19 protein-coding genes are annotated in these 22,181 nt (G+C 59.0%); 12 read left to right on the forward strand and 7 right to left on the reverse strand.

The genetic code is table 11. From position 1 onward, the window contains the following. The first annotated feature begins 116 nt into the window (after positions 1-116). Complete coding sequence (adhE, locus tag AACR93_RS06335) at positions 117-2,780, forward strand: bifunctional acetaldehyde-CoA/alcohol dehydrogenase (protein WP_043849499.1); 2,664 nt, start codon at positions 117-119, stop codon at positions 2,778-2,780. Between the two features lie 448 nt (positions 2,781-3,228). On the opposite strand, the gene AACR93_RS06340 is transcribed toward adhE, so the two are convergent. The 3 genes from AACR93_RS06340 to AACR93_RS06350 form a co-directional block, all read right to left on the reverse strand. Continuing rightward, the gene (locus tag AACR93_RS06340; protein ID WP_005337681.1) at positions 3,229-3,969 is read right to left on the reverse strand and encodes a YebC/PmpR family DNA-binding transcriptional regulator; all 741 of its coding nucleotides are present in this window, start codon (positions 3,967-3,969) and stop codon (positions 3,229-3,231) included. A 101-nt stretch (positions 3,970-4,070) separates the two neighbouring features. Next, positions 4,071-5,837, reverse strand: coding sequence for an aspartate--tRNA ligase (aspS, locus tag AACR93_RS06345; RefSeq protein ID WP_043849500.1), 1,767 nt, complete (start codon positions 5,835-5,837; stop codon positions 4,071-4,073). A gap of 32 nt (positions 5,838-5,869) precedes the next feature. Continuing rightward, positions 5,870-6,121: an FmdB family zinc ribbon protein gene (locus AACR93_RS06350; RefSeq protein WP_005337686.1), complete on the reverse strand. Its 252-nt coding sequence runs from the start codon at positions 6,119-6,121 to the stop codon at positions 5,870-5,872. A 162-nt stretch (positions 6,122-6,283) separates the two neighbouring features. Between AACR93_RS06350 and AACR93_RS06355 the strand changes: the two genes are divergently transcribed. The 6 genes from AACR93_RS06355 (at position 6,284) to AACR93_RS06380 (ending at position 12,549) form a co-directional block, all read left to right on the forward strand. Next, on the forward strand, positions 6,284-7,132 hold the full coding sequence (locus tag AACR93_RS06355) for a DUF72 domain-containing protein (RefSeq protein ID WP_043849501.1): 849 nt from the start codon (positions 6,284-6,286) through the stop codon (positions 7,130-7,132). A 344-nt stretch (positions 7,133-7,476) separates the two neighbouring features. Continuing rightward, positions 7,477-8,223, forward strand: coding sequence for a carboxy-S-adenosyl-L-methionine synthase CmoA (gene cmoA, locus AACR93_RS06360; protein WP_043849502.1), 747 nt, complete (start codon positions 7,477-7,479; stop codon positions 8,221-8,223). Further along, complete coding sequence (cmoB, locus tag AACR93_RS06365; RefSeq protein WP_043849503.1) at positions 8,220-9,197, forward strand: tRNA 5-methoxyuridine(34)/uridine 5-oxyacetic acid(34) synthase CmoB; 978 nt, start codon at positions 8,220-8,222, stop codon at positions 9,195-9,197. Before cmoA ends, cmoB begins: the two co-directional genes overlap by 4 nt. 52 nt (positions 9,198-9,249) lie before the next feature. Further along, complete coding sequence (locus tag AACR93_RS06370; RefSeq protein WP_033114320.1) at positions 9,250-10,038, forward strand: ATP-dependent zinc protease family protein; 789 nt, start codon at positions 9,250-9,252, stop codon at positions 10,036-10,038. 3 nt (positions 10,039-10,041) lie between these two features. Further along, positions 10,042-11,580 (forward strand): inactive transglutaminase family protein, encoded by a 1,539-nt coding sequence (locus AACR93_RS06375; protein WP_043849504.1) that lies wholly within the window; start codon positions 10,042-10,044, stop codon positions 11,578-11,580. A 3-nt stretch (positions 11,581-11,583) separates the two neighbouring features. After that, positions 11,584-12,549, forward strand: coding sequence for an alpha-L-glutamate ligase-like protein (locus AACR93_RS06380; protein ID WP_033114318.1), 966 nt, complete (start codon positions 11,584-11,586; stop codon positions 12,547-12,549). Positions 12,550-13,001: 452 nt separating this feature from the next. On the opposite strand, the gene AACR93_RS06385 is transcribed toward AACR93_RS06380, so the two are convergent. Beyond that, positions 13,002-13,604 carry a peroxiredoxin C gene (locus tag AACR93_RS06385; RefSeq protein ID WP_043849505.1) on the reverse strand — a complete coding sequence of 201 codons (603 nt, stop codon included), beginning with the start codon at positions 13,602-13,604 and terminating at the stop codon, positions 13,002-13,004. A 145-nt stretch (positions 13,605-13,749) separates the two neighbouring features. On the opposite strand from AACR93_RS06385, the gene AACR93_RS06390 reads away from it, so the two are divergent. From AACR93_RS06390 to AACR93_RS06400, 3 genes are all read left to right on the forward strand, one after another. Continuing rightward, positions 13,750-14,658 carry a hydrogen peroxide-inducible genes activator gene (locus AACR93_RS06390; protein WP_041208585.1) on the forward strand — a complete coding sequence of 303 codons (909 nt, stop codon included), beginning with the start codon at positions 13,750-13,752 and terminating at the stop codon, positions 14,656-14,658. 181 nt (positions 14,659-14,839) lie between these two features. After that, on the forward strand, positions 14,840-15,289 hold the full coding sequence (locus AACR93_RS06395) for a C40 family peptidase (protein ID WP_041208586.1): 450 nt from the start codon (positions 14,840-14,842) through the stop codon (positions 15,287-15,289). A gap of 324 nt (positions 15,290-15,613) precedes the next feature. Further along, positions 15,614-15,790: a hypothetical protein gene (locus AACR93_RS06400; protein WP_104014414.1), complete on the forward strand. Its 177-nt coding sequence runs from the start codon at positions 15,614-15,616 to the stop codon at positions 15,788-15,790. A 91-nt stretch (positions 15,791-15,881) separates the two neighbouring features. Here AACR93_RS06400 and dsdC read toward each other — a convergent pair whose 3' ends face one another. Continuing rightward, positions 15,882-16,832 carry a DNA-binding transcriptional regulator DsdC gene (dsdC, locus tag AACR93_RS06405; protein ID WP_043849506.1) on the reverse strand — a complete coding sequence of 317 codons (951 nt, stop codon included), beginning with the start codon at positions 16,830-16,832 and terminating at the stop codon, positions 15,882-15,884. Positions 16,833-17,054: 222 nt separating this feature from the next. On the opposite strand from dsdC, the gene dsdX reads away from it, so the two are divergent. Both dsdX and AACR93_RS06415 read left to right on the forward strand, forming a co-directional pair. Continuing rightward, positions 17,055-18,392: a D-serine transporter DsdX gene (gene dsdX, locus AACR93_RS06410; RefSeq protein WP_043849507.1), complete on the forward strand. Its 1,338-nt coding sequence runs from the start codon at positions 17,055-17,057 to the stop codon at positions 18,390-18,392. 16 nt (positions 18,393-18,408) lie between these two features. After that, positions 18,409-19,740 (forward strand): D-serine ammonia-lyase, encoded by a 1,332-nt coding sequence (locus AACR93_RS06415; protein WP_043849508.1) that lies wholly within the window; start codon positions 18,409-18,411, stop codon positions 19,738-19,740. Positions 19,741-19,812: 72 nt separating this feature from the next. Here the strand turns inward: AACR93_RS06415 and icd are convergent, their stop codons facing one another. Both icd and AACR93_RS06425 read right to left on the reverse strand, forming a co-directional pair. Continuing rightward, positions 19,813-21,066 (reverse strand): NADP-dependent isocitrate dehydrogenase, encoded by a 1,254-nt coding sequence (gene icd / locus AACR93_RS06420; protein ID WP_033114311.1) that lies wholly within the window; start codon positions 21,064-21,066, stop codon positions 19,813-19,815. A gap of 170 nt (positions 21,067-21,236) precedes the next feature. Beyond that, positions 21,237-22,109, reverse strand: a complete 873-nt coding sequence (locus tag AACR93_RS06425) for a helix-turn-helix transcriptional regulator (protein WP_043849509.1) — start codon at positions 22,107-22,109, stop codon at positions 21,237-21,239. Positions 22,110-22,181 lie beyond the last annotated feature (72 nt).

Raw genomic sequence — 22,181 nt, forward strand, 5'->3', positions numbered from 1 at the left:
ATTTAGTAAGGCATGTGAAAAAGCTGTTGCAACGATACCGCCTTGACAGGGCGACTATAATTGCCGGGCATTGCCAACGTCTTACTAAACAGTTTTCAAATAATCAGGAGATAAACATGGCAGTAACCAATTTGGCTGAACTGGATGCACTGGTCGCCCGCGTTAAGGAAGCACAGCGTGAATTCGCCAGCTTCTCTCAAGAGCAGGTAGACAAGATCTTCCGTGCCGCCGCCCTGGCCGCCAACAACGCCCGTATCCCCCTGGCCCAGATGGCCGTGGAAGAATCCGGTATGGGTATCATCGAAGACAAGGTTATCAAGAACCACTTCGCCTCCGAATACATCTACAACAAGTACAAAGAAGAGAAGACCTGCGGCATTCTGAGCGAAGACACTCAGATGGGCACCATCACCATCGCCGAGCCGGTAGGCATCATCTGTGGTATCGTTCCGACCACCAACCCGACCTCTACTGCGATCTTCAAATCCATGATCGCGCTCAAGACCCGCAACGCCATCATCTTCTCCCCGCACCCCCGTGCCAAGAACTCCACCAATACCGCAGCCAAGCTGGTACTGGATGCAGCTGTTGCCGCCGGTGCACCGAAAGACATCATCGGCTGGATCGACCAACCGTCCGTTGAGCTCTCCAACGCCCTGATGAAACACGACGACATCAACCTGATCCTGGCCACCGGTGGCCCGGGCATGGTGAAAGCAGCCTACTCTTCCGGTAAGCCTGCTATCGGTGTAGGTGCCGGTAACGTGCCTATCGTTATCGACGAAACCGCCGACGTGAAGCGTGCCGTTGCCTCCATCCTGATGTCCAAGACTTTCGATAACGGCGTGGTCTGTGCTTCCGAGCAGGCGGTCATCGTTGTTGATGCCATCTACGACCAGGTTAAAGAGCGCTTTGCATCTCACAAGGGCCACGTGCTCTCCAAAGAAGATGCTGACAAGGTCCGTAAAGTCATCCTGATCAACGGTGCCCTGAACGCCAACATCGTTGGCCAGCCGGCGACCAAGATTGCCGAGATGGCAGGCGTGACTGTACCGGCTGATACCAAGATCCTGATCGGTGAAGGCGTCAAGCTGTGTGCAGAAGACGAGTTTGCTCACGAGAAATTGTCCCCGCTGCTCGGTATGTTCCGTGCAAGCAGCTTCGAAAACGCCGTTGATATGGCCTGTGACATGGTCAACATCGGTGGTATCGGCCACACCTCAGGTCTGTACACCGACCAGGATCGCAACGCTGACCGCATCAAGTACTTCGGCGACAAGATGAAGACCGCGCGTATCCTGATCAACACTCCGTCTACTCAAGGCGGTATCGGTGACCTGTACAACTTCGCAATGGCACCGTCCCTGACCCTGGGTTGCGGCTCCTGGAGTGGTAACTCCATCTCCGAAAACGTGGGTCCGAAGCACCTGATCAACAAGAAGACAGTCGCAAAACGGGCAGAAAACATGCTGTGGCACAAACTTCCGAAATCCATCTACTTCCGTCGTGGTTCCCTGCCGATCGCTCTGAGCGACCTGGAAGGTAAAAAGCGTGCCATGGTCGTGACCGACCGCTTCCTGTTCAACAACGGCTACGCCGATGAACTGGTCAGCCTGCTGAAAGCACAGAATATGGAAGTGGAAGTGTTCTACGAAGTAGAAGCTGACCCGACCCTGGCTGTGGTTCGCAAGGGTGCCGAGATGGCCCACTCCTTCAAACCGGACGTTATCCTGGCGCTGGGCGGTGGTTCACCGATGGATGCTGCCAAGATCATGTGGGTGATGTACGAGCACCCGAACACTGCGTTCGAAGATCTGGCCATGCGCTTCATGGACATCCGCAAGCGTATCTACAAGTTCCCGAAAATGGGCGTGAAGGCCGAACTGGTCTGTATCACCACCACTTCCGGTACCGGCTCTGAAGTCACTCCGTTTGCAGTAGTAACCGATGAAGTGTCTGGTCAGAAGTATCCGCTGGCTGACTACGAGCTGACCCCGAACATGGCCATCGTTGATGCCAACCTGGTCATGGGTATGCCGAAGTCTCTGTGCGCCTTCGGTGGTATCGATGCCGTGACTCACGCCATGGAAGCCTATGTTTCCGTACTGGCCAACGAGTACTCCGACGGTCAGGCGCTGCAAGCCCTGAAAATGCTGAAAGAGTACCTGCCGTCCAGCTACCAGAACGGTGCCAACGACCCGATCGCTCGTGAGAAGGTGCACAATGCTGCCACCATCGCCGGTATCGCGTTCGCCAACGCCTTCCTGGGTGTGTGCCACTCCATGGCTCACAAACTGGGTGCCGAGTTCCACATTCCGCACGGTCTGGCCAACGCCCTGCTGATCAGCAACGTCATCCGCTACAACGCGAACGACAACCCGACCAAGCAGACTGCGTTCTCCCAGTACGACCGTCCGCAGGCTCGTCGTCGTTACGCCGAAGTCGCTGACCACCTGGGTCTGACTGCTGCCGGCGACCGCACCGCTGCCAAGATCGAGAAGCTGCTGACCTGGCTGGACGAGCTGAAGGCTACCCTGGGTATCCCGGCCTCCATCCGCGAAGCTGGCGTTGCCGAGGCTGACTTCCTGGCCAAGGTTGACCAGCTGTCCATCGAAGCCTTCGATGACCAGTGCACCGGCGCCAACCCGCGCTACCCGCTGATCAGCGAGCTGAAGCAGGTTCTGCTGGACTCCTACTACGGCCGTCCCTTCACCGAAGCCGCTCCGGTAGCTGCTGCCCCGGTTGAAGCCAAAGCCGAAGGCAAGAAGAAGTCCAAGTAATCTCGCCTGAGTAGAAATAGAAAGCCCGCGCACTGCGCGGGCTTTTTTATATGTGCCACCCTGTACTCCCCCACTCTCCTCCCTCCCCGACCTGACAACCCGTTACCACTCTCATCCATCAGGTCATCCATACCACAGGCCCCCTGGTTCGGGATTGGGCTGCCGGTACAAAATGCGCGAACAATCCCTGCCGCTCTTCGCCATCAGGTAAACAACACTGGTCCAGCCGAAGGTATCTGCAAGCCACTGATACAAGAGCGAATGGAAATCGGGATAGGAAAGGGGAAATTCGGAGAACCTGCCGGAGTGTGATAGCCGGGCGTGGAGATGAATGCTGGCTACCGGCAGTTTCACTGATGAAACAAATAAGGCGATATCTGTTTCACCTTTGCGACAATAAAAAAATGGCAGCCATCTGGCTGCCATTTGCAAGAAGTGCGGGGAGCGATTACAGGGTCGCTGCCACTTCGTCGGAGATGGAACCGTTGTGGTACACCTCCTGCACGTCGTCCAGATCTTCCAGCATGTCGATGAGGCGCATCAGCTTGGGCGCGGTCTCGGCATCCAGCTCCGCTTCGGTGGAGGGGATCATGGTCACTTCGGCGCTCTGGGCCTTGAAGCCGGCAGCTTCCAGACCGTCCAGTACGGTACCGAAGTCGTTCGGGGTGGTGTAAACCTCGATGGTGCCATCCTCTTCGGTCACCACGTCATCGGCGCCCGCTTCCAGCGCGGCATCCATCAGGGCATCTTCGTCTACGCCCACGAAGGTCAGCAGACCTTTCTTGCTGAACAGGTAAGCTACGGAGCCGTCGGTACCCAGGTTGCCACCGCACTTGCTGAAGGCGTGACGCACTTCGGCTACGGTACGGTTGCGGTTATCAGTCAGACACTCAACCATGACGGCAGAGCCAGCCGGACCGTAACCTTCGTATACGATGGTCTCGAGCTGCTCGCCATCGCCACCACCGGCGCCACGCTGAATGGCACGGTTGATGGTGTCGCGGGTCATGTTGTTGGTCAGGGCGGCAGTCACCGCAGCACGCAGACGCGGGTTGTTGGCCGGATCTGCATCACCCAGACGCGCGGAGGTAGTGATTTCGCGGATCAGCTTGGTGAAGATCTTGCCACGCTTGGCATCCTGAGCGGCCTTGCGGTGTTTGATGTTGGCCCATTTACTGTGACCTGCCATAGAGACTCTCCGTTATATTTTTGAAATTTCAGTAACACACGTCATTGCTAACGCAAGGGGAACAGGGAGGCCGCTACGCGACCTCCGGTGCCCGGAAGGGCTTACTCATCACCCTTGACGGTGGTTGCAATCGCCAGCTCGCCCAGTTGGGCGGCGTTGGCAAGGCTGGGGGCGTCGGTCATCAGACAGGCGGCCGCAGTGGTTTTCGGGAAGGCAATAACGTCCCGAATGTTTTCAGTGCCGGTCAGCAGCATGCTGAGACGGTCCAGACCGAAGGCCAGACCGGCGTGCGGCGGGGTACCGTACTTCAGGGCATCCAGCAGGAAGCCGAACTTCAGGCGCTGCTCGGCCGGGGTGATACCCAGGATGTCGAACACGGTGGCCTGCATCTCGCTGTTGTGGATACGGACAGAGCCGCCGCCCACTTCGTAACCGTTGATCACCATGTCGTAGGCGTTGGCGTAAGCACCCACCGGATTGGCTTTCAGCTCGGCCGGGCTCATGTTGCTCGGCGCGGTGAACGGGTGGTGCATGGCAGCCAGACCGCCTTCGCCATCTTCCTCGAACATCGGGAAGTCGATAACCCACAGCGGCTTCCAGCTGTTTTCCAGCAGACCCAGATCGCGACCCACTTTCAGACGCAGGGCGCCCATGGCATCGCAAACCACTTTCTTGGAGTCGGCACCGAAGAAGATGATGTCGCCGTCGGCCGCGCCGGTACGGGTCAGGATCTCGCGCACGATGGCGTCGGAGAGGAACTTGGCAACCGGAGACTGCACGCCTTCGATACCGTTGGCCGCTTCGTTGACCTTCATCCAGGCCAGGCCCTTGGCACCGTAGATGCCGACAAACTTGGTGTACTCGTCGATCTGCTTGCGAGAGAGCTCGGCGCCGCCCGGCACTTTCAGGGCAGCCACGCGGCCTTTCGGATCGTTGGCGGGGCCGGCGAACACGGCGAACTCGACGGCGGTCAGCAGATCGGCCACATCAACCAGCTCCATCGGCAGACGCAGGTCCGGCTTGTCGGAGCCGTAGCGACGCATGGCTTCGTCGAAGGTCATGATCGGGAAGTCGCCCAGATCCACGTTCAGGATGTGCAGCCACAGTTTGCGGATCATCTCTTCCATCACTTCACGCACCTGCGGTGCGGTCATGAAGGAGGTCTCCACGTCGATCTGGGTGAATTCCGGCTGGCGGTCGGCACGCAGGTCTTCGTCACGGAAGCACTTGACGATCTGGTAGTAACGGTCGAAGCCGGACATCATCAGCAACTGCTTGAACAGCTGGGGAGATTGCGGCAGGGCGTAGAACTTGCCCTTGTGCACGCGGCTCGGCACCAGATAGTCACGGGCACCTTCCGGGGTGGCCTTGGTCAGCATCGGGGTCTCGATATCGAGGAAGCCGTGCTCGTCCATGAAGCGGCGCACGAAGGCACTGGCCTTGGCGCGGGTCTTCAGGTACTTGGCCATCTCGGGGCGACGCAGATCCAGGTAGCGATACTTGAGGCTGATCTCTTCGCTGTTGACCTGGTTGAAGTCCAGCGGCAGCGGCTCGGCACGGTTGATGATGTTGAGCTCGTGAGCGAACACTTCGATGGCACCGGTGGCCATGTCGCTGTTGCGCTGGGACTCGGGACGGGTGCGCACTACACCTGTCACCTGGATGCAGAACTCGCCGCGCAGCTCGGAGGCCAGGGCGAACGCATCCGGTTTGTCCGGATCGAAGAACACCTGCACGATCCCTTCGCGATCGCGCATGTCGATAAAGATCAGACCGCCGAGATCACGACGACGATGGACCCAACCGCACAATGTAATGGTCTGCCCGGCATGGGCCTCATTGACCTGTCCGCAATAGATAGAGCGCATGGACTTCTTCCTTCGAAATTGTAGAGAGACGGTTAACCTTGGGCCGCCGGGCACGACTGGCAAGCACCGTCTGTCTCACAGCTGGCCAGATTCTTTTTCTTACCCGGTTTGAAATCAGTCTCGTACCATCCGGTTCCCTTGAGCCGGAAGCCTGCCGCCGATATCAGCTTGACCAGATTCGGCTTGCTACAGGCCGGACAGTCGGTCAGGGGGGCATCGGAAAGCTTTTGCAGTTTTGCCAATTCATGGCCACAGACGTCGCAACGATATTCGTAGATAGGCATGGGTCACAAGAAATTGAAAAACAAAAGGGCTGGCATTATAGAGGAAAACCCCCTTTTGGGTAAAATGGCCAGCAGCCTCCTTTCACCTGTTTTTTGCTCTGGATGGCAAAAAGTGGCAAAAAAAGGGGCCCGAATTCACCAAAATCAGAGAGAGACGTCGCCATGAGCCTCTATTTGGGCCTGCCGCAGTGGTCCCACCCCGCCTGGCCAGGCCAGCTGCTGGGTCTGGGCGCCAAGCCCGCCGAGCACCTCGCCCACTACGCGACCGTCTTCAACTCGGTGGAGGGCAACACCACTTTCTACGCCCTGCCGACCCCCGATACGGTGCAGCGCTGGGCCGATGCGGTGCCTGATCACTTTCGCTTCAACTTCAAGTTTCCACAAACCATCAGCCACCAGAGCGATCTGGTGAGCGCAGACAAACAGGTAGCCGACTTTATCCGCCTGCTCGCCCCGCTGCACGACAAGCTGGGACAGCTCACCCTGCAACTGCCTGCCCGCTTCGGCCCGGAAGGGCTGCCCCGGCTTGCGGCCTTTATCGAACGGTTGCCGCCGGCGTTTCGCTACGCCCTCGAGGTGCGCCATCCCGACTTCTTCGCCAAGGGGGAGGCCGAACGGGCATTGAACCGGCTGCTGATGGAACAAGGGGTCAACCGGGTGATGCTCGACAGTCGCCCGCTCTTCTCGGTACCAGCCACCACAGCGGCCCTGATTGATGCCCAGGGTAAAAAGCCGCGCCTGCCGGTGCATCTGCTGGCCACCGCCAACGCCCCCATGGTGCGCCTGATTGGCCTGCCGGACCCGGCGGCCAACCACCCTTTCCTACCCAGCTGGATACCCCATTGGCGCCAATGGCTGGCCGAGGGGAAGGATCTTTACCTCTACATCCACACCGCCGACAACGCCCAAGCCCCCGAACTGGCCCGTCAGGTAAGCCGCCTGCTGGGGCAAGAGATGGCCCCCTGGCCGGGGGAAAACGATCGCGCGCGGCAGGGAGTGCTGCCCTTTTAACCAGTGGCACAAGCAACCCTCGCAGAGCCCCGAAAACGCAGTAAAAAAAGGGCGATTTTTGTGGTTTGGCGGGGCCCGGCGTCAAGACAAATGGCCGTCAATCCTCTACACTAGCGCCCCATGCAAGGAGCCCTGTCACCGTTACTGTTAATCAGTGGTAACAAATGACTCGGCTCCCGATAAGGGTCCGGAGATGACCCCTACGAACAGGACCGGTCACCAGGAGCTCATGACCGGCCACCCCGTTCGTAAACAGGTGATGAGCCACCCCCAGACGGGTGCCACCCAACGATTCAATTGAACAAAGCAGTCGGCCGATATGCCGGCTGTCAGGTTGCGCCAGCATGCATACCAAAGATCAAATATTTGCCGCCCCCATCGCCCGTTTGGGTGATTTCTGTTTTGACGAACAGGTCGTCGATGTCTTTCCCGACATGATCCAGCGCTCGGTGCCGGGTTACAGCAACATCATCTCAGCCATCGGCATGATGGCCGCCCGCTACGCCCAGCCACAGAGCCGACTCTATGACCTCGGCTGTTCGCTGGGCGCCGCCACTCAGGCGATGCGCCGCCATATCAGCCAGCCCGGTTGCCGCATCACGGCGGTGGACCTCTCCCACCCGATGATCGAGCGCGCCCGTGCCCACCTCTCCGGTTTCAAATCCGAGGTGCCGGTGGAACTGGTGGAGGCGGATATCTGCGACATCGAGATTGAGAACGCCTCGGTGGTGGTGCTCAACTTCACCCTGCAGTTTGTCGAGCCCGAGAAACGGGCTGCCCTAATCCAGCGCATTCACGACGGTCTGCGCCCGGGCGGGATCCTGATCCTGAGCGAGAAGTTCCGCTTCGAGGATCAGCCGGTCAACGAGCTGCTCATCGATCTGCACCTCGACTTCAAGCGCGCCAACGGTTATAGCGAGCTGGAGATCAGCCAGAAGCGCACCGCCCTTGAGAACGTGATGCGCACCGACAGCTTGCCGGTACATCAGGCGCGCCTGCGCGACGCCGGTTTCGTCCATCAGGATCTCTGGTTCCAGTGTTTCAACTTCGGCTCCATGATTGCCATCAAATCCAGCGACGCCCAGCCATGATCGACTTTGCCAACTTCTATCAACTGATCGCCAAGAACCGGCTGAGCCACTGGCTGCATACCCTGCCCGCCCAGCTGCACGCCTGGCAACACGATAACCAGCACGGCGATCTGCCGCGCTGGAACCGCGCCCTCAACAAGCTGCCGGCCGTCGCCCCCGACCACGTCGAGCTGAAAAGCCGGGTCGAAATCGGCTCGGCCGAGAGCCTGGGTGAAGGAGAGCGCAAGAAGGTCGAGAGCCTGCTGCGCCACTTCATGCCCTGGCGCAAGGGGCCGTTCACCGTGCACGGCATCCATATCGACACCGAGTGGCGCTCCGACTGGAAGTGGGATCGGGTCTTGCCCCATATCAGCCCGCTTGAAGGCCGCTACGTGCTGGATGTGGGCTGCGGCAGCGGCTATCACCTCTGGCGCATGGTGGGTGAAGGGGCCAAGCTCGCGGTCGGCATCGATCCGAGCCCGCTGTTCCTCTGCCAGTTCGAGGCGATTCGCCACTTCGCCGGCAACGACCAGCGTGCCCACCTGCTGCCGCTCGGCATTCAGGAGCTGCCTGAGCTGCGGGCGTTTGACACCGTCTTCTCCATGGGAGTGCTCTATCACCGCAAATCCCCCATCGAGCACATCGAGCAGCTGCGCAACCAGCTCAAGGATGATGGCGAGCTGGTGCTGGAGACGCTGGTGATTGACGGCGGTGTCAATGATGTGCTGATGCCCACCGACCGCTACGGCAAGATGCGCAATGTCTGGTTTATTCCATCCAGCGCCGCCCTCAAGCTGTGGGTCGAGCGCTGTGGCTTCACCGACGTGCGGATTGTCGATGAAAATATGACCAGCACGGACGAACAGCGTCGTACCGACTGGATGATTAATGAATCCCTGAGTGATTATCTGGACCCAGACAATCCGGCACTCACGGTAGAAGGACATCCGGCACCAAAACGTGCCGTACTGATTGCCAGAAAGGCCAAAGACTAGCCGATGGCGGCTGTGGAAGTTACACTGACCCAATTCCAGGAAGCACAGTTAAATGAATGACATGAAAAGCAAATTAAAAGGAATGACCCTGCTCTCCCTGCTCAGTCTCGGCGGGTGTGTCAATATGGAAAAAGCGCCCCAGGTTCCTGCACTGACACTGGCCGAGTTGCGTAGCGAGCTGAGCCAGAGCGAGCAGCGCCTGCAAACATCCATGGAGCAGCAACAGAAGCAGTATGTGCAGCAACAGCACCTGCTGGTTCAGCTCAATACAGATGTCACCAATATGAAAGAGTCCGTCAAACAAGTAGATCACAAGATCGCCGCCCTCCCCTCCGAGCCGCCCAAGCCGATGGCTGTACCAGCCGAGAAGTGCCCGGTGCCCAATCAGGGTCACACCATCGATGGCAAGCTGATGGTGGGTGAAGCAGAGTGGATCTGGGTGGATGCCGCCAATGACGCCTTCCAGGCCCGGGTCGATACCGGTGCGACCACCTCCTCCATCAGCGCTCAGGAGATCACCATTTTCGAGCGCAACGGCAAAAACTGGGTTCGCTTCCTGCTGAGCCATCAGGACGCCGACGACAAGATCCAGATCGAAGCTCCGCTGGTACGCCACGTGCGGGTACGTCAGGCCTCTGCCGACGATCTCGACCGCCGTCCCGTGGTACGTCTGACCGTGCGCATCGGCGACATGACCGAGAAGGCCGAATTTACCCTGAAAGATCGTAGCGACATGGCCTTCCCCGTGCTGCTGGGTCGTGAATTCCTGAAAGATATCGCTGTGGTCGATGTGGCCCGCGAATATATCCAACCAAAACCCAAGCTCAAGGATGTGAAATAATCCATGGTTTCCCGTAAGCCGTTCTATTTGCTGGTAGCCCTGCTGTACATTGTCGGCCTGGGGATGACGATCTATCACCACATCGCGTTGGACGTTCCGCTCACGCCCGGTGAAAAGCGCCAGATCTGGTCTATCGAAGCCAAGCTGGAGTTTGAAGCCACCGGTGAGCCGGTGATCGCCTCCCTGGCCATTCCGGGTACCCAGCCCGGCTTTACCCTGATGAACGAAAACGCCGCCAGCCCCGGCTACGGCCTCTCCTTCGTCGAGAAGGATGGCGATGCGCGCGCCGAGTGGTCGATCCGCACCGCCTCCGGCCGTCAGGAGCTCTACTACCGCGTCGACATGATGGCGGATGCGCACGCCAAGCCGGCTGCCAACCCGCAGCCGCCCGCCATCGAGAAGCAGATCGAGAGCGAGCCCTACGCCACCGCCATGAAGCAGATCCTGGAGCGCGCCCAGGAGCGCTCTGCCGACGGCTACACCCTGACTCGCGAGATCATCAAGGAGATCGAGAAGCAGGAGCAGAACGCCGAGCTGCTGAAAAAGCACAAGAGCCGCGCCAACCTGATCGCCGAGCTGCTCAACAATGCTGACGTACCGGCCCGCGTCGTCCACGCCCTGAGCCTAGAAGATGGTCGCCGTCGTCAGGAGCTGGTCGATTACCTGCAGGTGTTCAACAGCCCGACCGACTACAAGCTGTTCAACCCGCAGACCGGCGAACAGGGCCGTCCTGGCAACCTGCTGCTGTGGGAATACAACTCCGGCTCACTGCTGGATGTGACTGGCGGCCACAACTCCAAGGTAAGCTTCTCGATGATCGAGCAGGAGCAACCGGTGAGCGTGGCGCTGGCCCAGAAGTTTGAAAAGTCAGAGATGATGAACTTCTCCATCCACAGCCTGCCGCTGGAAGAGCAGACCCTGTTCAAGGGCTTGCTGCTGATCCCCATCGGCGTGCTGATGGTAGTGTTCCTGCGGGTCATCGTCGGGATCAAGACCTCCGGTACCTTTATGCCGGTGCTGATCGCGGTGGCCTTTATCCAGACCCAGCTGATCACCGGTCTGGTGGGCTTCCTGCTTATCGTCGGCACCGGTCTGGTGATCCGCTCCTACCTGTCGCGGCTCAACCTGCTGCTGGTCGCGCGGATATCGGCCATCATCATCATGGTTATCTCGTTGATCGGGGTCTTCTCGGCGTTTGCCTTCAAGCTGGGGTTGACCGACGGCATGAAGATCACCTTCTTCCCGATGATTATCCTCTCCTGGACCATCGAACGGATGTCCATCCTGTGGGAAGAAGAGGGCCCGAAAGAGGTATTCCGCCAGGGTGGCGGCTCCCTGCTGGTGGCAGTCATCGCCTATCTGGCCATGGATAACGAGCTCATTCGTCACCTCACCTTCAACTTCCTCGGCCTGCAGCTGGTGCTGATGGCGACCGTGTTGTTGATGGGTAACTACACCGGCTACAAGCTGAGCGAACTCAAGCGCTTCAAGCCGCTGGTAGACGAGATGCGTTCCGGTACCACCCCGGGTAAGGACAAGTAACAGATGTGGTTCTGGGAAAAGTACACCACCCCGTGGAGCCTGTCGCAGGCAGGCATCCTCGGCATGAACAAGCGCAACCACTCCTACATCAGTCGCTACAATCCGCGCAGCCTCTATCCGCTGGTGGATGACAAGCTGCAGACCAAGCGTATCGCGCTCGATGCAGGCGTAACGGTGCCGGAATTGATCGGCACCATCCGCGCCCAGCACGACGTGGGTCGCATCACCGAGCTGGTCAAGGATTGGCCGGGCTTCTGCATCAAGCCGGCGCGCGGCTCCGGCGGCAAGGGGATCCTGGTGATCCTGCGTCAGGAAGATGGCCTCTTCTACAAACCCAACGGCAGTGCCAGCAACGGTCAGGATCTGGAGCGCCATGTCTCCAACATTCTGGCGGGGCTCTATTCGCTGGGCGGCAAGCCCGACGTGGCGCTGGTCGAAGGCCTCATCAACTTCGATGACGTGTTCGATGGCTACTCGTTCGAAGGGGTGCCCGATGCCCGGGTGATCATCTTCAAGGGCTTCCCGGTGATGGCGATGATGCGCCTCTCTACCTCGGCTTCCGATGGCAAGGCGAACCTGCACCAGGGCGCTGTGGGCGTGGGTCTCTGCCTGCGTACCGGCCGTGCCCTGCGGGCGGTGCAGTTTGGCAATCCGCTGCGCCACCATCCGGATACCGGCCTCGATCTCTACGAGCTCAAGGTGCCCCACTGGGATACCCTGCTGACGCTGGCCGCCTCCTGCTACGAGATGTCGGGTCTGGGCTATATCGGTACCGACATGGTGCTCGACAAGTTCCGCGGCCCCATGCTGCTGGAGCTCAACGCCCGCCCGGGTCTGGCCATTCAAATCGCCAACGGCCGCGGTCTGGTGCCCAACCTCAAGACCATCGAGAAGCTGGGTCAGGTGAAGATGAACGTGGAGCAGCGGGTCAACTTCGCCAAGGAGCACTTCGGGGTCTTTGACGAATAGCCGCTGATTCCCGCAAAAAAGCGCGCCCAAGGCGCGCTTTTTTTATCCTTCGCATTTCTCTGCGGGCAAACCACTGCGCACCGCCCAACTCTCGCAGCCATGCCGCTTGCCCACGATCCTCTTGCTGATAAGGGCCAACACGGCGCTTCACTAGCGCCTATTCCGGCGACTCTTATGTCCACTCCTGGACTCATATTGTTGCAAATTAAGATGGGAAATCTTGATATCCGTTGCGTAGGTGAAACAATTTCAGCGCCAGATGGCGGCCCGATGTGCCATGGCCTGCCGGGAACTGCGCCCGCTCTCTTGCCCGACACCATCATCCCGGGCTCCAGCCATGGGCAATGAGCAAGACCCGCATGACCTTGCGCTATGAACATCGGAGCAATAAATTGCAGATATCAAAAAACCGGTGCCTTGGCACCGGTTTTTCAAGCAGAGAGCTAACCCGATTACAGGGAGTCAGCGTTCTCGGACAGGTACTTGGCAACGCCGTCCGGAGAGGCTTGCATACCTTTTTTGCCTTTTTCCCACTGAGCCGGGCACACTTCGCCGTGCTCTTCGTGGAACTGCAGGGCGTCGACCATGCGCAGCATTTCGTCGATGTTGCGGCCCAGCGGCAGATCGTTGACAACCTGGTGACGAACAACACCGCTCTTGTCGATCAGGAAGGAGCCACGGAAAGCAACACCGGCTTCCGGATGCTCAACGTCGTAGGCTTTGCAGATTTCGTGCTTGACGTCGGCGATCAGCGGGTACTTGACCTGACCGATACCACCATCTTCCACTTTGGTGTTGCGCCATGCGTTGTGGGAGAACTGGGAATCGATGGAAACACCGATCACTTCCACGCCACGCTTCTGGAACTCTTCATAGCGGTGGTCGAAGGCAATCAGCTCGGACGGGCAAACGAAGGTGAAATCGAGCGGATAGAAGAAGACAACGGCAGCTTTGCCTTTGATGTGGGATGACAGGGTGAAAGTGTCAACAATCTCACCATTACCCAGAACAGCTGCAGCGGTAAAATCGGGTGCGGGACGGCCTACCAATACCATATTCAATTCCTCTTTATGTGAAGTGAACAATCCAGTCAGGATTGGGCTACCTAGAGCCAAGTCCGTCTAATTCAAGCGACAAACTATATACCCGGTGGTAGATTAGTAAATCAAATTAAATAGATAGCATTAATCGGGTTTTTCTATGCAACGTTGGCCCAGCCTCAAACAGCTGCAATATCTGGTTGCTCTCGACGAGCACAAGAACTTCAATCGCGCCGCCAAGGCCTGTCATGTCAGTCAATCGACCCTGAGTACCGGGATCCAGACGCTGGAGGACATGATGAACCTGCAACTGGTGGAGCGTGACCACAAGAGCTTCATTATGACCCCGGTCGGCATGGAAATCGTCGAGCGAGCTCGCAATTTGCTCTCCGATGCGCGGGATCTGATGGAGCTTGGCCTCAATCAGGGTGGGGTGATGCAGGGCACGGTGCGGCTCGGCTGCATCCCCACCATTGCCCCCTTCCTCCTGAGCAAGCTGCTCAAAGAGTGCAGCAAGGCCTATCCTGATCTCGAATTGTTGCTGCGGGAAGATACCACCAGCAATCTGCTCAAACAGCTTGAGCAGGGGCAGCTCGATCTGCTGATCCTTGCCCTGCCCATCGAGATTGGCGGCTTTCACTGCAAGACGGTCGGTCAGGACCCCTTCCACATGGTGATGCCCGCCAGCATGGCGGCCGGTCTGCACACCCCGTTCGACTACAAGGAGCTGCCCAACCAGAGCATCTTCCTGCTGGAGCGGGAGCACTGCCTGACCGAGCATGCGGTGAGCGCCTGCCGACTGCGGGACAAGAGCAAGATCAACCCGTTCGCCGCCACCAGCCTGCACACCTTGGTGCAGATGGTGGAGGCGGGTCTTGGCACCACCTTCCTGCCTCAGATGGCCATCGACGCAGGTATTCTCGACAACTCCGATCTGGTGGCCATCCCGCTGCCGGGCGAACACCCCTATCGCGAGATCGGGCTGGTGTGGCGCCCCAGCACCACCCGGGTGCAGACCTTCTACAAGCTGGCCGAGCTGCTCAAGCCGCTGATCAGCCCCGTCTCCTGACCTGTGACGCCAGACCCCAAGCGCCAGCCACCGTGCTGGCGTTTTTTTGCAACAAAACGACCATTTTCGTCACATCTAGCTAGGTATCTGACCAATACCTTGTTTATGATGGAAAAGTTGTCGTGCCGAACGTGTCCTGTCGCACCTGTTTTGCCACGTTTGATCTGGAGAATGTGCCCCGATGTACCGTCCGTTGCTGCTGATCCTGCTGACCCTGCTGCTGGCCGCCTGTTCCAGTACGCCTGAGCCGCCACCGGCCCCGCGCCAGAGCAGCGCCTTCGACGGCTTCTATCAGCAGTGGCGCGGTGTCCCTTACCGGATGGGCGGCACCAGCCGCGCCGGGCTCGACTGCTCTGCCTTCACCCAGCTCGCCTACAACCAGGTGCTGGGGGTCAACCTGCCAAGAACCACCGAATCCCAGGCCAATATCGGCCAACCCGTCGATCGCTACCGGCTGCAGCATGGCGATCTGGTCTTCTTCAAGACCGGCTGGCAGCAGTATCACGTGGGGGTCTACACCGGTGCCGGGGAGTTTATCCACGCCTCCACCAGCAAGGGGGTGATCCGCTCGCGGCTCGACAATGTCTACTGGAACAGCCGCTACTGGCAGGCACGCCGCCTCACTCAGTAATTTTCCAGCCATACAGCCCGCAACAGACAAGATAGGGCGCAAGCTTTCTGGCCCCTTCTGTCGCTATCCGGCTCAATTTTCGCCCGATTTATAACCCAATTGACCCCAAAACCTGATCTTCACATCTTTTTGTGATAAGGTAGTGGCCAATTTTTGACACCTTCGCTCCTTTCTCGACCGCTATCTGTCTGAATTGACACTTATAACGGCGAAAAACAGGAAGATCCGCAGACAAGGCGCAAGGTGCCTGCGACCGGGCCCGTTCAGGGTGTGGAGCCGTCGCAGCCGCAGTATCAATCGTCAAATTGATAAGGAGATCGTGCAATGAAACAGTACCAAAGCTGGCTTGGACAATATCTGATGAGCCGCCGCGATGGCGACCACGCCATGGCATCCGAGCTTGCCAGCTCCATCTGCGAGTTCTGGCAGCAGCAAGGGGATGAGACCGAGCTGGACAAGTGGCAGCAGATTTACCAGCACCATCTGGAAAGAACCACCTGATCCTTCGACTATTCGCCTTGCAGCACCGCGCTGCAAGGCGCTTGTTTATCCCCTCCCCCAATAACCCCTGTTTTTCCAGCAACCGGCCTCATCAGGCCGATGCCGTCTCTTGCGCCATCTGCTGCGCCCACTCAATAAACGCCTGGATCTTGGGACACTGACGATTGGGCAGGGTCGCAATGTAGTAACGCTGCTCGCACTTCACCTCACTGCCCGAAAACGGGGTCACCAGTTCGTTGCGCGCCAGCCGCTTGCTCACCAGATTCTTGCGTCCCATGGCGACGCCCCCGTGGTTCATGGCGGCAATGATGGCGAGATCGGAGCGATCAAAGCCCATATTGAGCCGGCATTCAGCGAGGCTCACTCCGTGGTGGCGTGCCCAGCTCTCCCACTCATCGCCATCGGAGTCATACCCCCAGGCCTGCCGATCGTGCAGCAGCCGACAGTGCTGCAAGTTACCGGGATTCTCCAGCAGGTTGTGTTGCATGGCATATTCGGGGCTGCAAACCGGCACTATGTACTCATCCATCAGATGGTGGATGGCGAGCCGCTCCGGTACCTTCTCATCGAAGTAGAGGGTCAGATCGATGCCATAACCGTGCAGATTGATGTTCTCGTTGCCAGTCACAATGTTCAGCTCGATCTGGGGATGCAGTCTTGAGAAGTCGGCCAGCCTTGGCACCAGCCAGCACTGGGCGATGGAGGGGCGCGAGTAGATGGTCAGAGTGCCCGAGAGCTCCTGATTCCTGATCTCCAGGATCTCCTGATTGATGAACTCTAGCGAGGATTTAAGCGCCCAGAACACCCGCTGCCCTTCCGCCGTCAACACCACCTTACGATGGAAACGCTCAAAGAGCTGAAAGCCCAGCTCCTCCTCCAGCGCGCTGATCCTGTGGCTCACGGCGCTGGGACTGAGGGATAGCTCGTCAGCAGCCATGGCAAAAGAGCCGTGGCGCGCTGCCGCCTCGAAGGTGTGCAGCTTGGCCAGCTGGTAGCCATTCAGCAGCTTGTTGCGCGATATGTAGTGATCCGCGATATACATTCAAACTCCTCTCACCTGTTCACGTACATCATACCGCGCAGCCCCCCTTTCCAGATGCAATGAAAAGACCCAATAAACATCATTTACAGAAAATGTGACCAAAAAGGCCATTTTGCATCACCTCAGCTCACCCAAGTGGTCGATTTCATCATTTGTCAGCCCCGCCTCATTTTCATTCAATAGCGCATAAACAATCACACACAACAGATGTCGAGGCGCAGTATGAGTACAGAGGTATGGGTCATCGCTACCTTGCTAAGTAGCATCGTTCTTATCGTGGTCACCATAGTGAAGGGCAAGATCCACCCCTTTCTGGCCCTTCTGCTGGCCAGCTTCTATGTGGGCACCCTGATGGGAATGGAGCCCCTCAAGATGGTCAGCGCCATGGAAGAGGGGATTGGCGGCACGCTCGGCTTTCTCGCCGCCGTCATCGGCCTTGGCACCATACTCGGCAAGATGATGGAGGTGTCGGGCGCGGCGGAGCGCATCGGCCTCGCCCTGCAGAGATGCCGCTGGCTTTCGCCGGATGTCATCATGGTGCTGGTTGGTCTGGTATGTGGCATCACCCTGTTTGTCGAAGTCGGCGTGGTGCTGCTGATCCCGCTCGCCTTCTCCATCGCCCGCAAGACCAACACCTCGCTGCTCAAGCTGGCCATTCCGCTCTGCACCGCCCTGATGGCCGTGCACTGCATCGTACCGCCGCACCCTGCTGCCCTCTATGTCACCAATCAGCTGGGCGCCGATGTGGGTTCCGTCATCGTCTATGGTCTGGCGGTCGGCCTCTTTGCCTCTCTTATCGGCGGCCCCCTGTTCCTCAAACTGCTGGGCAACCGGCTCCCGTTCAAGGGGGTACCCGATGCCTTTGCCGACATCAAGGCGCGCGATGAGGCAACTCTCCCGACCTTGAGCGCCTCGCTCTTTACCGTGCTGCTGCCCATCCTGCTGATGCTGGCCAAGACGGTCGCCGAGCTCAACATGGATCACGCCAGCCACCTCTACACCGTGTTGGAGTTTATCGGCAACCCCATCACCGCCATGTTTATCGCAGCCTTCACCGCCTACTACGTGCTGGGGATCCGCCAGCAAATGAAGATGGAGGGACTGCTTAACAAGACCGAGGAGTGCTTCTCCTCCATCGCCAACATTCTGCTCATCATCGGGGCAGGTGGCGCCTTCAACGGGGTGCTCAAGGCAAGTGGCCTGGGCGATAGCCTGGCCACAATCCTCTCCCAGCTGGATATGCACCCCATTCTGCTGGCCTGGCTGGTTGCCATCGTGCTGCACGCCGCCGTGGGCTCCGCCACCGTCGCCATGATGGGCGCCACCGCCATCGTCTCCCCCATCATGGTGCACTACCCGAACATCAGCCCGGAGATCATGACCCTGGCCATCGGCTCCGGTGCCATTGGCTGCACCATGGTGACTGATTCTCTGTTCTGGCTGGTCAAGCAGTATTGCGGCGCCACCCTGAACGAAACGCTCAAGTACTACACCACCGCCACCTTTGTCGCCTCCCTGATGGCGCTGGCCGGTACCTTCCTGCTCTCCTTTATCGTGTAACAAGACCGAGAACACTATGAAAAACATCGACGTACAACAGCTCACAGCGCAATTTCCACTGGTGCAATCCCTGACCGCGCTTGAGCCAGTCACCTGGTTCAACCCCAACGCCACCACTCTGGCTGCCGGTCTGCCCTATGTGGGGCTCGATAACAACAATGTGGCGGACGCTTCCGCTCGGCTGGCCCGCTTCGCCCCCTACATGTGCGAAGCCTTCCCCGAGACCCGCGCCAGCAACGGTATTCTGGAGTCCGACATCACCGCCATTCCGGCGATGCAGGCTACGCTCAACCAGCGCTACGGGGTTGAAGTCACCGGTCGACTGCTGCTGAAAAAAGATAGCCACCTGCCCATCTCCGGCTCCATCAAGGCCCGTGGCGGTATCTACGAGGTGCTGACCCACGCCGAACAGTTGGCGATCAAGGCGGGACTGCTCTGCGAAGAGGATGACTACCGCAAGCTCTTTAGCGACGAGTTCCGCCAGTTTTTCAGCCAGTACAGCATCGCGGTAGGCTCCACCGGCAACCTTGGCATGTCCATCGGCATCATGAGCGCCAAGCTGGGCTTTACCGTCACCGTCCACATGTCGGCCGACGCGCGGGAGTGGAAGAAACGCAAACTGCGTGAACATGGCGCCATCGTGGTCGAATATGCCGAAGATTACGGGGTTGCGGTGGAACAGGGGCGCAAAGAGGCCGAGCGCGATCCCAACTGCTTCTTTATCGATGACGAGAACTCCCGCACCCTGTTCCTCGGCTACTCGGTGGCAGGCGAGCGGGTGAAAAAGCAGTTCGACCAGATGGGCATCAAGGTGGATGCCGACCACCCGCTGTTCGTCTACCTGCCCTGCGGCGTCGGCGGCGGCCCGGGCGGGGTGGCCTTTGGTCTCAAGCTCGCCTTTGGTGACCATGTCTACTGTCTGTTTGCCGAGCCGACCCACTCCCCCTGCATGCTGCTGGGGGTCCATACCGGATTGCACGATGCCATTGCGGTGCAGGATCTGGGCATCGACAACCTCACCGCAGCCGATGGACTCGCGGTGGGGCGCGCCTCCGGTTTCGTCGGCCGCGCCATGGAGCGGCTGCTGGCGGGCTTCTACACCCTGAGCGATCAGGAGATGTATGACCTGCTGGGACTGCTGGCGCGCGATGAGCAGATCAAGCTGGAACCCTCGGCGCTGGCCGGCATGGCTGGCCCGTGGCGTGTAGCCGCCAATCCGGCATGGCAAACCGCGCAGGGACTGGACGCGACAACCATGGCCCGCGCCACCCATCTGGTGTGGGCCACCGGCGGCGGCATGGTCCCGGCCGAGGAGATGGCCAAGTATCTGGTTGCGGCCAACATCTGATCCTCTTCACTCACTCGAGATAAAAAACCGGCGCCCATGGCGCCGGTTTTGTCTTTTCTGGCAAGCAGAAGATTACATCTGGTCGATCATGTCCTGAGCAAACTGGGAGCAGGAGCGCAGGGTGGCCCCTTCCATCAGACGCTCAAAGTCATAGGTGACGGTCTTGTTGCGGATCGCCGCTTCCATCCCCTTGATGATGAGATCGGCCGCTTCGACCCAACCCATGTGGCGCAGCATCATCTCGGCGGAGAGGATCAGCGAGCCCGGGTTAACCTTGTCCTGACCGGCATATTTCGGTGCAGTACCGTGAGTTGCCTCGAACAGAGCCACGCCGTCACCAATGTTGGCACCCGGTGCGATACCGATACCGCCAACCTGAGCAGCCAGCGCATCGGAGATGTAGTCGCCGTTGAGGTTCATACAGGCGATGACGTCATACTCGGCCGGACGTAGCAGGATCTGCTGCAGGAAGGCGTCGGCGATGACATCCTTGATGACGATGGTCTTGCCGGTTTTCGGGTTCTTGAAGGAGCACCAGGGGCCGCCGTCGATCAGCTGGGCACCATACTCGTTCTGGGCCAGAGCATAACCCCAATCCTTGAAGGCACCTTCGGTGAACTTCATGATGTTGCCCTTGTGCACCAGGGTCACGGAGTCGCGATCGTTGTCGATGGCATACTCGATGGCGGCACGCACCAGACGCTCGGTACCGGCCTTGGACATCGGCTTGATGCCGATCCCGCAGGACTCGGGGAAGCGAATTTTCTTCACGCCCATCTCGTTTTGCAGGAAGGCGATCACCTTGTTCGCTTCGGCACTGTCGGCCTTCCACTCGATGCCGGCGTAGATGTCTTCGGCGTTTTCGCGGAAGATCACCATGTCGGTCAGATCAGGACGTTTCACCGGGCTCGGGGTGCCGTCGTAGTAACGCACCGGGCGCAGGCAGATGTAGAGATCCAGCTCCTGACGCAGCGCCACGTTGAGAGAGCGGATACCGCCACCGACCGGCGTGGTCAGCGGGCCCTTGATGGCCACGCAGTATTCGCGAATGAAATCGAGGGTTTCGGCCGGCAGCCAGGCACCTTCGCCATAGACATGAGTCGACTTCTCGCCGGTGTAGATCTCCATCCAGGCGATCTTGCGCTCGCCCTTGTAGGCTTTCTCGACCGCAGCATTCACCACATTCAACATGGCCGGGGTTACGTCAACACCGATGCCATCCCCTTCGATAAACGGAATGATCGGATGGTTGGGAACCTGCAGCTTGCCGCTGGCATCGACTGTGATTTTCTGGCCCTGGGTCGGGATAACTACTTTGCTTTCCATCGGCATCTCCTAACTTCCGTTTGTTATCAACTTGTTTGTTGCGCGCGGCCATCTTAGCCCATTCATTTTCATAATAAAATGGCGAGCTCGCATGTCAGACCAAAGAGGTAGAGCCTCTTTGACAGTGGCGATTGCCTCCCGACCGCGCCCCTGTTTTGCCCCCGTTTTTATCACGCCAGCTCATGATTCTGGTTCTGGGGCTGGCTCAGGGAGCGATACTGGGTCGGGGTCAATCCCGTCTTCTGCTTGAACACCCGGCAGAAGTAGTTCACGTCGCTGTAACCGCAACGGCTCGCCACCTCTTCAAGGCGAAAGCGGTACTTTTTCAGCATGAATTTGGCCCGATCGATCCGTACCCAGCTGATGTAATCGGCAAGGCGCATATGGCCCTGCTCGCGAAACAGGTGCGAGAGGTGGCTGGCCGAAACGTTGAAGCGGTGGGCGATGGAGTCGCGGGTGATGGGGCGGTGAAAATTTTCCTGGATATAGATGCAGATCCCGTGGAAGAGATCCGCCCCCCGCGGTCGATCTGTGGCAGAGGCGATCAGCAGTTGCCGAGCACTCGACAACAACGCCTGCAGCAGGTGGTCGTCGGTGGGAGAGCGACCGGGATCCTCGGCCAGCACGTTGAGCGCCGCCAGTATGTGTTCGATGACGTGGCCCGCTCGCGCCATGATGCTGTGCTTTTGCACATCGAAGAAATCGGGGTCTTCCCGTCGCTTGCTCACCAGACTGAAGCCCAGCTGGCGCTTGCCAAAGAGCAGGCTCAGCACCGAGCAGTCGGTGGTCCAGAGCGGCTTGTTCCAGCCGTTGGGGGGAATATAGAGCGCCTGTCCCGGCAATACGCTGATCTCCCTGACCCCCTCCTCCCTGTCCCAGATCTGGTTGAGATACTCGCCGCTGAACACCAGTTCGAGGCGGGGAAAGTTGACCTGATAGCTGAAACCGGGGGGTACCCCCTGCTCACTGGCAAACCAGATTTGGTCAAATGGAACCTGTTCGCTCAGGGCTCCGTCGAGCAGTTGGCTGAAGATGAGAGACATGGTGATCCTGATCAAGAGAGAGGCAAGCGGTTGCGGCGCGCGCGACCGCCCATGTTATAGTCCGGTCCACAG

It is taken from the genome of Aeromonas sp. L_1B5_3, from assembly GCF_963866575.1.
GTDB lineage: Bacteria > Pseudomonadota > Gammaproteobacteria > Enterobacterales > Aeromonadaceae > Aeromonas > Aeromonas jandaei.